The organism is Gracilimonas sp. B-17, from assembly GCF_056857935.1.
Genome location: NZ_JBSXOA010000012.1, coordinates 718,675 through 732,850, shown reverse-complemented (window position 1 = coordinate 732,850; position 14,176 = coordinate 718,675). Strand labels below are relative to the sequence as shown.

The following is a 14,176-nucleotide window of genomic DNA, read 5'->3' as shown; positions in this document are numbered from 1 at the left end:
TTGAACTTTAGGTATCCCTGAATTCAGGGATTGATATTGATGAGGTTTAACCCAAGATTATTTTAAAAAAATACCTCATGAAACAAGCCATTATTTTATTACTGCTTAGTTGTTGCTCCACAGAATTATTCGCTATTGATGAGTTTCAAGCCGCAACCTCTGATACTTTGATCTACACGGCCATCATTGAGGGCATCCCCGTTGGCCAGCGCATTGCGATCAAAACAGCGGACGGATATCATCACGTTATCCCGATGGGGAATCGTGCCTTTGAATCTCGGGTAAAAACCGACTCGAAGGGATTACCCGTTAAAATTGAGATCTCAGGTTTTTCAACGGATGGGTTTCCATGGAATGAGACATTTACTTCTGAAAGCGGAAGGGCCCGGTGGGAGCATCCCGGAGAAACCGACTCCATCGCCTATTCCGGGGGAAGCTTCTATGTGGCCATCGAAAAACCGTACTACCTGGACATCATCTTCGAAGCCCTACACCTATCCGGTGATACATCAATTCCACTCCTTCCTGCAGGGGAAGCCTCACTTGAATATGTCAGGGACCACCGGGTGGTAAGTGAGCAAGCTACAGCAGATGTTCGGTTGTTTGCCATTCATGGCCTTAGCTTAGGTCCGGAATTTGTTTGGGTTGATGCTGAAAATCGGGTTTTTGCCGATCGCATATCCATTCAGAGAGGTTGGGAAGATCAGTTTATGGAGCTGTATCAGATCACACAGCAAGAAATATCCCGATATGTCTCCCGAAAACTTGATCCCCTGATCAAAACAGGAAATCCCGGTGAATATATGCTCATTGAAAACGCACGGATCTTTGACCCGGAGAACAAAATAGTAAGTCAGGAAACCAGCATCTGGATCCGAAACGGAAAGATCGAATCCACAGAAAAAGAGATACCGGATGGGTTTCCCGTTGGTCTAAAACGAATTGATGCGAAAGGAAAAACCGTACTTCCCGGTCTTTGGGATATGCATGTGCATTTTCATCCCGGAAAAAGTGATCAGGTGATCGCCCCGTTGTTCCTGGCTCGTGGCATTACCACCGTCAGAGATCTGGGCGGCAGAGACTGGCTGACCTCTCACCTCAGGGAACAAACATCTCTGGGTAAAACCATAGCTCCAAATATACTTCAGTCCGTGATCCTGTATGGAAATCCCGGACCGGCACTTTTGGGAGCCAACATACGAACCCGGGAAGAAGCTGTGGATGTTATAGCCAGATATAGTGAAATGGGCTATGTACAAGCCAAAATATACAACAGTGTAGCTGACAGTATCCTTCCTATCATTGCGCAGGGAGCCCGGAGTGCCGGAATGAGGGTTAGCGGCCATTTACCAAATGGGATCACCGGTAGTGAAGCTATTGATGCCGGCTTTGATGAGTTTCAGCATTTGATGTACACAAGGGTTGTAATGACCAATGAGACCATGACTCCCTCCAAATGGTTTACTGAAGAAGGTATATCTCCAATCGCAGAAGTGGCTCCCAGCCAATCGGGTTGGAGTGATTCTATATCTAAACTTAAAGAACACAACATTGCGATCGATGCCACCATGGTGATGGAAGAAGCCATGGGAGTGCTCCCCTTCCCATATGCAGAACACATTCGTTACCAATTACCTGCCCAAGTGTCGAGAGAAGTTCGTTTTAATAGGGGGCCGGTTATACGCCCGCCGCTAAGTGAAGAAGCCTATCGAACATGGATGCAAAACGGACCATTGATACTGAAATCCCTCCATGATAACGGCGTACCACTTATTGTAGGCAGTGATGCTTTTTTTGGTGGATTTGAACTGGCACGCGAACTAGAGCTTTTTGTGGAGGCCGGTATTCCTGCTGCGGATGTGCTTTCACTTGCGACCCTCGGAGCCGCAAAAATTATGAACCTGGATACAAAGCTGGGAAGCATCGAAACGGGAAAAACAGCCGACCTGATTCTGGTTGATGGAAACCCACTGGAGAATATCAGTGATATCAGAAAGATCACACTTGTTGTGAAAGAGGGAGCTGTCTATGATCCTGAGAAAATATTGGCGGCTTTTGGAATTGTAGCGAGGGATTAGCAAGTACCTGAATTCAGAGATTGAACCCTCCTTATAGCTTACTTACTATAATTTTTTTAAACCAATAAAAACAAACCATGAAAACCATATTCATAACCCTACTATTGACTGTGGCAGGATTTTCCTCAGCCCTGGGACAACATAAAGCATACATCCTTTCCCCGGATCAGGGTGTGGAAGAAGAACGAGGCTTTAAAGCCGAACTCAAAGCTACACCGAACACAACCGGGGAATATATGTTTACCATCACTGAAAAACCTTTTTGGTTCAGAACGCCGGTGCACCAAAGAAATTCAGACATGTCTTTTTATGTCCTGGAAGGTGAGTTTCAATTATTCATAAATAATGAAGTCCACCGGTTGGTCCCAGGTTCATTTGCGTTTGTACCTGCAAACACCCCGGTGGCTTATTGTAGTTGTGCTCCTGACCGGAACACTAAATGGGTGCATGTTTTTGATCAGGGAAAGAATGTCATTGAATTCTGGGAAGCCATGTTTGCAAGAGGAGAAAAAAGAGAGGCTACCGGAGACCCCGGAAAACCCATCGCCGAGCTGGCTGCGGAATTTGACGTGGAGTACATTGCTGAACCACCGTTTACTAAGCCTGAGAACTAGATTCACCCGGCTATTCAGTTTAAATTCCAGACAATGAACAAATACCTCTATCTCGCATTTCTATGGATAATTGTACAAAATAGTGCTTTTCCACAGAATTCCCTCCGATCTTTCCTCAAAAACCAGCCCGTGATCGACATGCATTTTCACATTACCAAGGGGTATGAAGACAATGAATCGTACCGCGATCTGCACCCGGATATTGACCTGGCAAAGCTGGAATGGATGGTGCAGAATTTCACCGAAAATAATATGGTGCTTGCTTTGGGAGGCGGCAATCAGAAATACGCCACGATGTACGCGGAAGCAGATGACCTTTTTGCTGCCGGACTCATTTTTCCTTTCAACAAGCTCGTAAAACAGGACCAACCCTGTGAAAGCGAATTTTTCAGTGAGGGAGATCTACAGCAAGGGCGACCTAAAAATTCTTGGGGAATCAATGTTCAACTACTATGGCATCCCTCCCACGGACAAGCGGTTGGCTCCCTACTGGAAGATCGCGGCTGAGTTTGATCTGCCGGTGGGCATTCATGCTGAACTCGGTCCCCCGATGGAGCGGGTGAATAAAAAGGAACATCCCAATTACAATCCCGCCTACGCCAACCCCGAATTACTGAAACCGATCCTGGAGCAATACCCGGATCTGAAGATCTACCTGATGCACTTTGGTGGCGAATACTCCGATGAGGCTATTGATCTCATGAAAGCCTATCCGCAGATCTATACAGAAATATCAGCCGTTAGTCTGTTTATGCCCAAAGGTGTGTGGGAACCCAACCTCAAAAAGCTGTACGAAGCCGGCCTGGGCAACAGGCTCATGTTTGGCTCAGACTATTTCGGTACCGTGGAGCAACACCTGCAGGTGATCCTGGATATCGACTGGCTTAGCGATGACCAGAAAAGAGATATCCTGTATAACAATGCCGCTCGATTTTTGGGATTATCACAGGCTGAGATCGAGCGCCATCATCAATTGGTAAAAAACTAAGCTCTTTTTCATGAGAACTTCTACCACACTTATCGCCCTGTGTGTTCCGTTCCCGTTTTATACCCTGAAATCATTTCTATAGACCAAAAAAGAATGGGCACATAAAATACCTGGTTGTTCACCCTCCTTAATCCTTGTTATCGATCTGATCCAGCTTTGCCCTCGTACCCGGGTTCTCATCCCGTTCTAATGCTTCCCTGAAATATCTGGCTGCCTCTTCCGAATTACCTGCAGCCATATAATAATCCCCCATAGAATCATACACATTGGCGCTTTCAGGGTAATTGGAGAGGTTCATTTCGAACAGAAGTTTACTTCGGTCCATATCTCCGGCCTGTATAGCCCAATATCCTAATGCATTGATCATCCCTTCTTTTGGTTTAACCTCATACCCAAAATGTTCAGACATTTGATGGTGGATCTCTTCGATCCGGTCTATCAGTTCCTGATCACTCAGATCTTTACTGATAAATGGATCTGCAGCATCTATCATTTGTTGGTTCAGATCAGCATACCAGGAAAAAAGAAACTTTAATGCATCGTAAGTGCCGGGAATGACCATGTCAGTATGATTGCCATTTGGATAATTTTTAAACTGAAAATTTAATCCTTCCACTTGATCCAGGTAATTGGCCAATTTTTCATTTGGAATCCGAAAGGTCGCCAACAGAGAATCGATAGTTTCATTACCTGTGGGTTCCGGATCTGCCACAGCCAATGCATACCCTATTCCGGCTAGTTTGCCTTTATCCCCGGCTTCTTTCAAACTTCTAAACATTAGCTCATTATCCCAGGTGGAAGTCGGATCAAGTGAGATCACATTATTAAATAAATGAGGTCTTTTAGCCAACGTATAACCCGAAAGTAACCCTCCCAGCGAGTGTCCGATAAATGTCCTGTGAGGAGTCGTCTTGTATTTCTGATCGATATATGGAATAAGTTCATTTTCGATGAAATCCAGAAATTGGTCTCCTCCTCCCGACTGAGAAAGATCAAATCCTGAGGGATCAGATGGCACATGTGTGGGCGTAAGATCCCGTGTTCGATTAGTGTTGAGTATACTCACAATGAGCATCGATGGGATGGCATCAAAGCTCAGATTCTTAACGATCTGAGAGGTTAATGCAAACTGACTGTTGGCATCCAGTAAATACAGAACGGGGTGTTCTGTTTTAGCCATTTCCAGCTGTCTTGTGCTCTGCGGTTCGTATATATAAAAGTAGCGGGTTTCATTCAGGATCTCCGAATAAAGACTGTCAACGATACCCTGATAATAGAGCGATTCCGTATTCTGTGCATTGACCATTCCATGACAACAGATTACAAGAAGGAGGAAGAGCAGTGTTTTTTTCATATCATGAATTTGGATGAATAGATCAGATGAACTTCCAACTCCATACCCGCTAAGTCAATCCCTGAATTCAGGGATTCTCATATGCTAATTAATGTTCATGAACTTACCCACCTTATAGATCAGCTCCGCTGAATTCTTGGCTTCCAGCTTGGTCAGCAGGTTTTTTCTATGGGTCTCAACCGTGTTGAAGCTAATATGTAGACGCTCACTGATAGCTTTGGTACTCAGTCCCTCCGCAATAAGACAGGCAACTTCTTTTTCTCTTGCCGAGATCTGTTTCTGGATCTTCAACACTTTGAAATGATCGGGCTTAGCCTTCATGTATATCCGTTTCAATTCCAGCAACTTTTCCTTTATTATGTTAGAAAGATCAGTGACTTCCGGATCTGACTTACCTTCAACCACCGTCCATGTTCCGATCATCAGATAGCTTGGTATTTCAGTGTAGCGAACATCCATTAAAGAGGCATGAAACAATACCTTCCTTGCTACTTTATTGACATCCAGTATCGCACCGTCTATTTTGAAAATAATATCACTGAATATGGATTCATCACTTTTTTCCATTTCCAATAATTGTTTATCTAACCCTGAATAAATACGCTGGATCTGATCGTCAGGAATAAGGTGCTGAAATCGAACCAAACCATAGCGTTCAAAGTTTTTATGAGGATGCCCCAACACCGTTTCAATACCCCTGCTAATATAAATAAACTCATTTTGGAAGAGCCAGGTCAGGCAAGAAAAACTTTCTGATATCTGATCCAGGGCCAATGTTTTTTTTACAAAAGACTCCAGAAACCCTACTTTTTCGAAATTCAGATATTCACTTGTCAGCTTTTGCACTTTTCCCTCATAAATTAATATTCCGCACCTCATATAACCCGAAAGACCATCTAATTAAATATTAAAGTACTTTTAAAGCAAGACTTTTATTTCCAACACAGGGAACTGGAGAACTTTATTCACCCATTAAAAACTAAAAAAGCCTTACCCGCTTTCGCGAATCAGGCTTTAGCTCCCCGGAAATAGCAGACTTGCGAATTTTCTTCTCCATAAAATGGCCTCTTAAGGCTTTAAACAGAGGTCGCAACGGAATTAAGTTTGAAATTGACTGGGAAAAATTGCTCGAAATCTACCCTTTTTTGGATCATGTGATTCGCCGGCTGGCGGAAAACCACGTGTTTCTGTTAACCAAAAGCCACCAGAAAAGAAGAAGCTCTCCTCTGCTGAGCTAGCTAAAGTGTATCAGAAATTACTAGACTCCGGGAAGGTAAAAAACAAGGCTGCTCTTGCCAGGAAGTTTGGGGTTAGTCGAGCTTGGGTTACTGATGTTTTGAGTTGTTACTTGCTTCATTACTTTAATTTTGAAAGAACCAACATCAAAGGTCTCTCCATTACAATCACTTCCTACTCCTCAATCCTTGCCTCTGGGTTTCTTATAGTTTAAAACGTTTACTGCCTCAATTTTTCAGCCTCATTACTTAAGGCAAAATGATTCCTTACTTCGTAGCATACTTGAAGGTTACCCGCTCTTTTCAGGCTTTGGATATTGAAATACGTCTTTAGTCGTAATCTGAATTTTAGGTATTAACACCGATGTTATTAGAAGGGGCATTGGAGATATTCTTAATTCTTAACATTAAGAATTACTAATAATTTCACAGGTCACACTCTCTTCATTTAGAAGACTTGTGTATATAAAAACATAAACAAATAGATAAATCAATGAAAACATTTAAAACAGCGGTTGGCATACTTGCCTTTTTAGCCGTCTCTACCATTGCTACAGCACAAGTAACAGAAACCACCACTATTTCAGGAACGGTTGTTACCCCAATTACAACTACTGTATCAGCTCTTGATTTAGGAGAAATGATACAAGAAATAACCACCACCATAGCTACTAATGATGCCGGAGCTGCTGAATTTATTATCAGTGGTGAACCCGGTAAACAAGTTACTCTTGATTTTACTTTAGATCCTTCCATTACAGGTCTTGGAGATCCAATAAATGTAACATATTCAGGTGAATCAGGAACCTCTGCTTCTCCAACCGGAACAAGTAATCATGACACAAGTACTCAGCTTACCGCAAATCTGGAAGCTACTTCAGGTGATCTTTACTTTTGGGTTGGTGCTGAAGTAACTCCAACCGTTAATCAAGCTGCAGGTACATATACAGGCAACCTGCAAGTAGATGTTGCCTATACAGGCCAATAATCAGTATGCAACTTCAATAATTCTGAAACAGGATATTGGTCTGATACCAGTATCCTGTTTTTAATTTTCTTTCCTCAGTGATTTAAAATATGGAAGTTCACGGTGCATAAAGTATATATACTTTTATGGCTTCTTTTATGGACAACCAATATTGCTTTTTCGCAAAGCTTGTCTGTAAATACGATACAAGAGATAGATTTTGGTGATTCAATATTTCCCGGAGTAGAAAAAACCGTCCTTTTTACTGATCTAAATGCGGCCGAGTTCGAAATTACAGGTGATTCCAACCGGCAAGTGATCATTTTATTTCAACTTCCACCCGCTTTGAATGATCAGAACGGTACCTCTCTGGATATTGACTTTAATTCAACCGATGCAGGCTATAATTCAAATTCAGCTGATCCTATGGATGCCACGGTCTTTAATCCAAACAACGGAGCAACAGCTACTTTGAATAGCGAGGGTAAACTTTATGTATGGATAGGAGCTACTGTTATTCCTCTGCATACCCAATCGGGTAATCCATATCAAGGCAGTTTGATCCTTGATGTCAGCTACGCAAATTAATTAAATAATTCATGTTTAGAACTCAATTAACTTTTAAATCAAATACACTTTTAGTATTTGTAATTCTACTTATATGCAATCCTGTAGCTAATGCACAGGTGCATATCGCCCCCACAGGAATTTATTTAAACAACAACAATACTTCAGGACAAATTACAGTTCACAATTCCTCGGAACAGCCCCAGGAGTTAAATATCGAGTTGTTATACGGATATCCCGATGCAGATGAAAACGGGAAAGTATATTTGAACATTTTTGATGATATACCGGATGGAGCCCCCTCTGCTCTTGAATTCACTCGAATTTATCCACGACAATTAATTCTCCCGCCAAATCAACAACAAATTATTAGGTTTTTAGTCCGTCCTCCCTCCCATTTACAACCCGGGGAATATTGGGCAAGGCCTGCTATTTCAAGTAGCCCGGTACAACAAGAAGATGAAGAAAATGGGGGGCAAACTATATCCACAAAATTTAACCTGACACAAAGAACCATTCTATCCCTTAATTATAGACATGGAAGGGTGCACACCGGTATCGATATTGAAGATATTGAAGCTTCCACAAATGATGATGGCCAAATCTTAATAAAAGCAAGTATTCAGCGCACAGGAAACGCGGCTTATTTAGGAGAAGCCATTATAACGGTTCTTCAAAACGGCCAGGAGGTGCATCGACAAAGACAAGAAATTGCGATTTATAGAGATCAGGTTCGCATATTTGATATAAGCAAGAATCTTGAGAAAGGAACCTACCAAATCACACTTACATTAGATTCTGAAAACAGAGAAGAGAAGAACAAAGAAATATTACCAACCAGCAAGACGACCGGATCTGCCACAGTTACTGTTCACTAATGATTATTTTGGGGCAGATAAAAATATGGCTGATAATTGTACCCTTACTCTTGGTAAATAATGCAATATTCGGCCAACCCTATACTGCTAATGAATCCGATGGGGAGTTAATATTAGTCCGACTGATTATTGAAAATAAAGTCAGTTACGATATTGACGCCTACATGAAAGGTGAACATATTTTTGTCCCTGCCCCTTATATTTTTGATCTGCTAAAAATCAGGTATTCCGTTAAAGAATACGGTACCGGGTACAATGTTGAATTTCCAAATGAGAATAATCCTGTTCCTGTTGACTTAAAAACAGGACCAGGTTCAATAGATGGCAGAAATGACTCTCTTGAAATAATATGGGCAGAAGGGGATGCTTATCTTGCAACTTCATTCCTGGAAGAAACATTTGGGTTCAAGTTCAATTTTGACTTTCGTAAAATGTCACTTACCCTCAGCTCCAGCTATAATATCCCCTTGATTGACGAACTGAACAGAAAAAAGCGCTATAACCATGTAGATAGCAATCCTAACCAAAAAGACAATTCAATTTTTACCGGTCAAAAAGTTAACAGCAGAAGGTATCTCATTAATGGTCTTTTAGCCGACTGGAACATTAATAATAGTTTTAACCTTGAGGGAGAGCCGAATATTTCGGGAAACCTTGGATTAGGCGGGCAATTATTGGGAGGGAGTATTAACGTAAATGGTTCAGCCTCCAAAAAATATGGTATGCATTGGGGAAGCATGCGAGGAAATTGGACCTACCCGATCCATTCAGCACCCCTGATACAGCAGATTCAAATTGGAGATATACAGCAGTCAGGTACTATGGAGCCATCTATGTCGGGCTTTAGAGGATTTTTAATAAGTAATCAGCCGAACCTGAGACCTGTGTATTTTAATGACCAAATATTTAAAGGGAACTTACAGGATGACTGGGATGTTGAATTTTATTTAAACAGAAATTTAATGGACTATGAATTGGGGGAGCGGCAAGGGGATTACAATTTTACTTCCCCCCTTTTGTATGGTGCAAATCATGTGCAGTTAAAATATTATGATGCCAAAGGATTTCATCACCAAAAACAATATCTAATCCAAATTCCCTATGAATTTTTGCAGCCGGGAAAAGTAGAATATGGTATTTCAGCCGGTGAATACGCTTCATTGTCGGGATATAAATATGCCCGGTCCAATATCCGGGCAGGGCTGAGCTCAAGTTTAACTATTGGAGGCGGCCTATTTCAAGGTTTGGATAATGCCGTTGATGATCATTCATATCCATATATCCAAACTTGGTTTCGGGTAGGCAAAAGAATGTTATTGACGGGAAATTACATGTTTAATCATCTGGCATCAGGTACTATTAGGTATACTCTGCCTAAGTCGCAGACAATAAATTTCAGTTTCAAAAAATATGAACAAAACAACTTGCTTAACAGGAGCAGAAAACTCCATGAGGCCTCCTTTAATACTTCTATTCCGGTTGACCTTCCCTTTTTAAAATTTTCAACATACGTAAACAGCGGATATATAGAATACGTAAACTCCCGTCAACAACTGAGCATAAACAGTGGAATTTCGGCTTTGCTACCCCTTCAATTAAATTTTCGAGTTAATGGCCGGTTTAAATTCACTGACGTTAATATAGAACGTTTTATGCCGGAACAATCAATGATCGATGTACAAATTTCAAGACGTATTCTAAAAAGAGCATTTCTCCGGGCTAACGCCAAATATTCTCACTCGCATAATGATATTATAAATATGGGGATCAAGCTCGATTACCGTATAAATTCGCAATTTCGATTTGACGCATCCATGCAAAGGAATAATCTATTTAAGACGAATCAATTTATGCTAAGATTTAGGCTGGATATGCCATTTGCAAGACACACATCATATGTAAGTGAAAGAAACGGGACAATCACCTTAAATCAAAATACGGGCGGCTCCATATTATTAAATTCACAAACAGGTATTAATTTTGATGACCGCCGTAAAATTGGGCGAGCATCTCTTGTGTTGAATCCCTTTTTAGATAAAAATAATAATGGCATAAAAGATGCCGAAGAACAGGTTTTGGATGAAATATCAGCCACATTAACTCGGGAATCCAGACATCAGAAATTACAAACTAAAGATCGTCTTATCGAAAACCTGGTACCCTATGAATACTATACTGTAAATATTAATCCGGAAAGTTTGAATGATCCTTTCTATCGGATTAAAGATATTTCATCATCTATTCAGGTATTGCCGAATATGGTAAATACTCTAAATATACCTGTAGTTGTTGTTGGAGAGGTCAGTGGTGTGGTCAATAGTGACAGACAATCAACAGATGTAAATGGTTTGATTGTCAATATCACCTCTAAAGAGAGCGGTGCTTCAGAGACAACTCAAACATACACAGGGGGGCATTATTATTATTTAGGATTGATGCCCGGACGCTATATAGCAACCTTGGATAAGGAACAATTACAAAATCGCTCATTGGCAGTGGAAGAGGATTCCATTTTGTTTAAAGTATCCTCCACCGTGGATGGAGACATTGTTCAAGAAATAAACTTCACTGTTAGCGACTTAAATAAAGAAATCTCAGCTCCACAACCGGATCGATTATTTGCCATTCAAATTGGCGCGTTCAAAAAGCAAAATAATGCTGATAAATTTGCTCAGACTGCTTCTGAAATTATCGGTGAATCCGTCAAAATATTATTTAATGAGAAGGATCAACTATACAAGTGCATTGTGGGAAACTTTACACAAATGGAAATTGCCAAAGACAAATTGTTTGAGGTCCTAAGATACTACCCCTATCCTTTTATCATAACAATAGATTAGTGACAATAAAGATCGGTCTCAAATTCACGCTAAACTAAGTCATTTCTAAGGGCATATCTGACTAGAGCTGTTGTATTCTTAGAAACCGTTTTATTTAACAAATTATTTCAACGAGTATCCATGGTAAGCTTACTTATGTACAGCTCTTCGGCTATTTTCTGATTTGTATACTCCTCAATGATTAAACGTAAAACCCCTACTTCCCACTCGGTCAATTCTGTGGAATGCTCAGGAAATTCAGCCCCGGCTTCTCCCGAATCTTTCTACCAAAAAGGACTTAAGATGAGAACTGCGCAATGATGGGGCAGACTGGAGAACGGGGCATTCCCAAAAGAAAAAAGCCTGACCCGCTTTCGCGAATCAGGCTTTAGCTCCCCGGGTAGGATTCGAACCTACGACCAATTGATTAACAGTCAACTGCTCTGCCACTGAGCTACCGAGGAATATCAGTGAATTCCCTTGTTGAAGGGGCGACAAATATAATGACATTCATCACCTACTTTCAACACTTTTCTTCACTTTTTATAGAAAACTTTCTGAAGCACTAATCCCCGCGCCGGAGCCGTATAAGTTGGAATATCTGAACCGGGTTCTTTAAGTACCGTTTTAAATTCATTCATCGACATTTTTCCCTGTGCGACCCGCACCATGGTACCCACTAATCGGCGCACCATATTCCTAAGAAAGCGATTGGCTCTGATACGATATCGGATCACCTCTCCTTCTGATTCAAACAACGAACTGTGTATTTCACAAAGCGTAGTAAAGTTATCCTCATTGAATTTTGAAAATCCCGCAAAGTCAAATTCTCCATTTAGAAGGGCTGCGCAATCTTCCAAAAGATTTAGGTCTACCGGATGCCGCAATGCCCAGCTATTGTGACGCATCAGTGGCATGGGGCGGGTCGTAATGGTATACTCATACTCCCTTCCTATGGCATCGAACCGGGAATGAAATGATTCCGGAACTTGCTCGTAGTCTGTCACCTGGACCTCATCTCCCACCAACCCGTTGACTCCGTTTAGCAACTTCTCAATATCCGTGTCCTCAGGTAACAGGACGTCCGCTACTTGTCCCCTGGCATGCACACCGGCATCTGTACGTCCCTGCCCGATCAGATCGATATCCTGCTGTAGAACCTTGGAAAATGCACTCTCTAACACCCCCTCAACGGTTCTGTCTTTGGGCTGGATCTGCCATCCTGAAAAGTCGGTTCCGTCGTATTCAATGGTCAGTTTAAATTTTTGCATCAACTCTATGATGGATATGGCTCAAATTAATTAGCTTGCTATGTGGCTTTCAAATGATAAGATTGAAGGTACCCACATTTTCCCATAAATATTAGCACTCAATCTATGTTTAAAAAAGCCATTGTTCGAAAACCCTGTCCGAATTTGGTATCTGGAATCACCACAGCTGATCTTGGCAAACCTGATTATCATAAAGCTCTGTTACAGCATTCCAGATACGTAGACGCGCTAAAGGACCTTGGTCTAGAGGTAACGGTTTTGGAGGCTGATAATCGTTTTCCTGATTCCGTATTTGTGGAGGATGTCGCTGTATGTACAGGAAACCTTGGGGTGATCACCAGGCCCGGAGCCGGTTCCAGAAGGAATGAAATAACACTCATCAAAGATGTTATCCGGTCTAACTTTGATCACGTTGAATCGATAAAGGAACCCGGAACCCTTGAAGGAGGCGATGTAATGATGGTGGGCACCACGTTTTATGTAGGTTTATCTGACCGTACCAATACCTCAGGAATTGATCAGTTCCGCTGTATTATGGAGAAATATGATTATTCAGTAATTCAGGTTCCACTGGGTGATATACTTCACCTCAAGACCGGTCTTTCATATTTGGAGGATAACACTCTCCTACTAACTGCTGAAATGAATGCACTTGATCTTTTTTCATCGTTTAAAACGATCATTGTACCTGATGAAGAAGCCTATGCCGCAAATGGTATTTGGATCAATGGTACCGTTCTGGTTCCAGCCGGGTTCCCAATAACCAAACAAAAAATAGAAGCAGCCGGTTATGATACCATTCAGATCGAAATGACCGAGTTTGAAAAACTGGATGGTGGACTGAGTTGCTTATCCCTGCGATTCTGAAGAATGATCCTGATCCTTGTTCAGCAACCTGTAAATAATGGCAAGCTGTCCTGTATGATACGCATTGTGCTGCAACACCAACAAGACTTCACGTAACAGGGTTTGGCCATCGCCGTGATTAAATGGTTTATTCAGGCCATTTGACTCATCCAGGACCAAATTCATCATTTCATCCCGTTCCTTTAAAAAGGAGGCTTTAAGCTCCTCCCACTCTTCTTTGGAATCCGGAGCAGCTTCTACTGGCCAGTATTCTTCAGGCCAGTCCTTTGGTTCGTAATATGCGTTTCGGGTGAAATCCAGGATATCAAACTGAGCCACACGCATATGGAAAAACTGTTCATAAAATGAATAGGGTAAGCCGGCCGGTCTTTTGCCAAGATCATCGAAATCTATTTCCTCCAGCAACTCTTCGATCTTCAAAAATGCTTGCCCCCCTTCCAGCTGCTGTACGATCTGTTCTCTTGTGATACGATGTGAATTTACTTCCATGATATAATTCTTTGATTGGTTCACCCTATAGATACGTGTTGTGCGAGAA

At 41.7% G+C, this 14,176-nt stretch carries 14 protein-coding genes and 1 tRNA gene; 9 read left to right on the top strand and 6 right to left on the bottom strand.

Annotated elements, in window-relative coordinates:
* Positions 1-77 precede the first annotated feature (77 nt).
* The 4 genes from AC13FX_RS11665 to AC13FX_RS11650 all read left to right on the top strand — a co-directional run bounded on the left by AC13FX_RS11665 (position 78) and on the right by AC13FX_RS11650 (position 3,680).
* A complete protein-coding gene (locus AC13FX_RS11665) occupies positions 78-2,078 on the top strand; it encodes an amidohydrolase family protein (RefSeq protein ID WP_482880844.1) in 2,001 nt (666 codons plus the stop codon).
* A 77-nt stretch (positions 2,079-2,155) separates the two neighbouring features.
* Positions 2,156-2,692 (top strand): cupin domain-containing protein, encoded by a 537-nt coding sequence (locus tag AC13FX_RS11660; RefSeq protein ID WP_482880843.1) that lies wholly within the window; start codon positions 2,156-2,158, stop codon positions 2,690-2,692.
* 33 nt (positions 2,693-2,725) lie between these two features.
* Positions 2,726-3,199 (top strand): hypothetical protein, encoded by a 474-nt coding sequence (locus AC13FX_RS11655; RefSeq protein WP_482880842.1) that lies wholly within the window; start codon positions 2,726-2,728, stop codon positions 3,197-3,199.
* The gene (locus tag AC13FX_RS11650; RefSeq protein WP_482880841.1) at positions 3,132-3,680 is read left to right on the top strand and encodes an amidohydrolase family protein; all 549 of its coding nucleotides are present in this window, start codon (positions 3,132-3,134) and stop codon (positions 3,678-3,680) included. Before AC13FX_RS11655 ends, AC13FX_RS11650 begins: the two co-directional genes overlap by 68 nt.
* A gap of 127 nt (positions 3,681-3,807) precedes the next feature.
* On the opposite strand, the gene AC13FX_RS11645 is transcribed toward AC13FX_RS11650, so the two are convergent.
* Together AC13FX_RS11645 and AC13FX_RS11640 are read right to left on the bottom strand one after the other, a co-directional pair.
* Positions 3,808-5,034 carry an alpha/beta hydrolase-fold protein gene (locus AC13FX_RS11645; RefSeq protein WP_482880839.1) on the bottom strand — a complete coding sequence of 409 codons (1,227 nt, stop codon included), beginning with the start codon at positions 5,032-5,034 and terminating at the stop codon, positions 3,808-3,810.
* An 84-nt stretch (positions 5,035-5,118) separates the two neighbouring features.
* On the bottom strand, positions 5,119-5,913 hold the full coding sequence (locus tag AC13FX_RS11640) for a response regulator transcription factor (protein WP_482880838.1): 795 nt from the start codon (positions 5,911-5,913) through the stop codon (positions 5,119-5,121).
* Positions 5,914-6,762: 849 nt separating this feature from the next.
* Between AC13FX_RS11640 and AC13FX_RS11635 the strand changes: the two genes are divergently transcribed.
* The 4 genes from AC13FX_RS11635 to AC13FX_RS11620 all read left to right on the top strand — a co-directional run bounded on the left by AC13FX_RS11635 (position 6,763) and on the right by AC13FX_RS11620 (position 11,521).
* A complete protein-coding gene (locus AC13FX_RS11635) occupies positions 6,763-7,257 on the top strand; it encodes a DUF4402 domain-containing protein (protein ID WP_482880837.1) in 495 nt (164 codons plus the stop codon).
* 168 nt (positions 7,258-7,425) lie between these two features.
* Positions 7,426-7,824: a hypothetical protein gene (locus AC13FX_RS11630; protein ID WP_482880836.1), complete on the top strand. Its 399-nt coding sequence runs from the start codon at positions 7,426-7,428 to the stop codon at positions 7,822-7,824.
* An 11-nt stretch (positions 7,825-7,835) separates the two neighbouring features.
* A complete protein-coding gene (locus AC13FX_RS11625) occupies positions 7,836-8,681 on the top strand; it encodes a fimbrial biogenesis chaperone (protein WP_482880834.1) in 846 nt (281 codons plus the stop codon).
* A 164-nt stretch (positions 8,682-8,845) separates the two neighbouring features.
* On the top strand, positions 8,846-11,521 hold the full coding sequence (locus AC13FX_RS11620) for an SPOR domain-containing protein (RefSeq protein WP_482880833.1): 2,676 nt from the start codon (positions 8,846-8,848) through the stop codon (positions 11,519-11,521).
* A gap of 107 nt (positions 11,522-11,628) precedes the next feature.
* Here the strand turns inward: AC13FX_RS11620 and AC13FX_RS11615 are convergent, their stop codons facing one another.
* The 3 genes from AC13FX_RS11615 to truA all read right to left on the bottom strand — a co-directional run bounded on the left by AC13FX_RS11615 (position 11,629) and on the right by truA (position 12,771).
* On the bottom strand, positions 11,629-11,736 hold the full coding sequence (locus tag AC13FX_RS11615) for a LuxR C-terminal-related transcriptional regulator (RefSeq protein ID WP_482880832.1): 108 nt from the start codon (positions 11,734-11,736) through the stop codon (positions 11,629-11,631).
* 156 nt (positions 11,737-11,892) lie between these two features.
* Positions 11,893-11,964, bottom strand: a tRNA-Asn gene (locus tag AC13FX_RS11610).
* Positions 11,965-12,036: 72 nt separating this feature from the next.
* A complete protein-coding gene (gene truA, locus AC13FX_RS11605; RefSeq protein WP_482880830.1) occupies positions 12,037-12,771 on the bottom strand; it encodes a tRNA pseudouridine(38-40) synthase TruA in 735 nt (244 codons plus the stop codon).
* Positions 12,772-12,876: 105 nt separating this feature from the next.
* Between truA and AC13FX_RS11600 the strand changes: the two genes are divergently transcribed.
* Complete coding sequence (locus tag AC13FX_RS11600) at positions 12,877-13,638, top strand: dimethylarginine dimethylaminohydrolase family protein (RefSeq protein WP_482880829.1); 762 nt, start codon at positions 12,877-12,879, stop codon at positions 13,636-13,638.
* Here AC13FX_RS11600 and AC13FX_RS11595 read toward each other — a convergent pair.
* Positions 13,621-14,127 carry a DinB family protein gene (locus AC13FX_RS11595; RefSeq protein WP_482880827.1) on the bottom strand — a complete coding sequence of 169 codons (507 nt, stop codon included), beginning with the start codon at positions 14,125-14,127 and terminating at the stop codon, positions 13,621-13,623. The genes AC13FX_RS11600 and AC13FX_RS11595 overlap by 18 nt on opposite strands.
* Positions 14,128-14,176 lie beyond the last annotated feature (49 nt).

Excerpts from the sequence above, each read along its gene's own strand:
- AC13FX_RS11665 (WP_482880844.1), top strand. The coding sequence starts at position 78 with ATGAAACAAGCCATTATTTTATTACTGCTTAGTTGTTGCTCCACAGAA.
- AC13FX_RS11660 (WP_482880843.1), top strand. The coding sequence starts at position 2,156 with ATGAAAACCATATTCATAACCCTACTATTGACTGTGGCAGGATTTTCC.
- AC13FX_RS11655 (WP_482880842.1), top strand. The coding sequence starts at position 2,726 with ATGAACAAATACCTCTATCTCGCATTTCTATGGATAATTGTACAAAAT.
- AC13FX_RS11650 (WP_482880841.1), top strand. The coding sequence starts at position 3,132 with ATGTTCAACTACTATGGCATCCCTCCCACGGACAAGCGGTTGGCTCCC.
- AC13FX_RS11645 (WP_482880839.1), bottom strand. The coding sequence starts at position 5,034 with ATGAAAAAAACACTGCTCTTCCTCCTTCTTGTAATCTGTTGTCATGGA.
- AC13FX_RS11640 (WP_482880838.1), bottom strand. The coding sequence starts at position 5,913 with ATGAGGTGCGGAATATTAATTTATGAGGGAAAAGTGCAAAAGCTGACA.
- AC13FX_RS11635 (WP_482880837.1), top strand. The coding sequence starts at position 6,763 with ATGAAAACATTTAAAACAGCGGTTGGCATACTTGCCTTTTTAGCCGTC.
- AC13FX_RS11625 (WP_482880834.1), top strand. The coding sequence starts at position 7,836 with ATGTTTAGAACTCAATTAACTTTTAAATCAAATACACTTTTAGTATTT.
- AC13FX_RS11620 (WP_482880833.1), top strand. The coding sequence starts at position 8,846 with ATGAAAGGTGAACATATTTTTGTCCCTGCCCCTTATATTTTTGATCTG.
- truA (WP_482880830.1), bottom strand. The coding sequence starts at position 12,771 with ATGCAAAAATTTAAACTGACCATTGAATACGACGGAACCGACTTTTCA.
- AC13FX_RS11600 (WP_482880829.1), top strand. The coding sequence starts at position 12,877 with ATGTTTAAAAAAGCCATTGTTCGAAAACCCTGTCCGAATTTGGTATCT.
- AC13FX_RS11595 (WP_482880827.1), bottom strand. The coding sequence starts at position 14,127 with ATGGAAGTAAATTCACATCGTATCACAAGAGAACAGATCGTACAGCAG.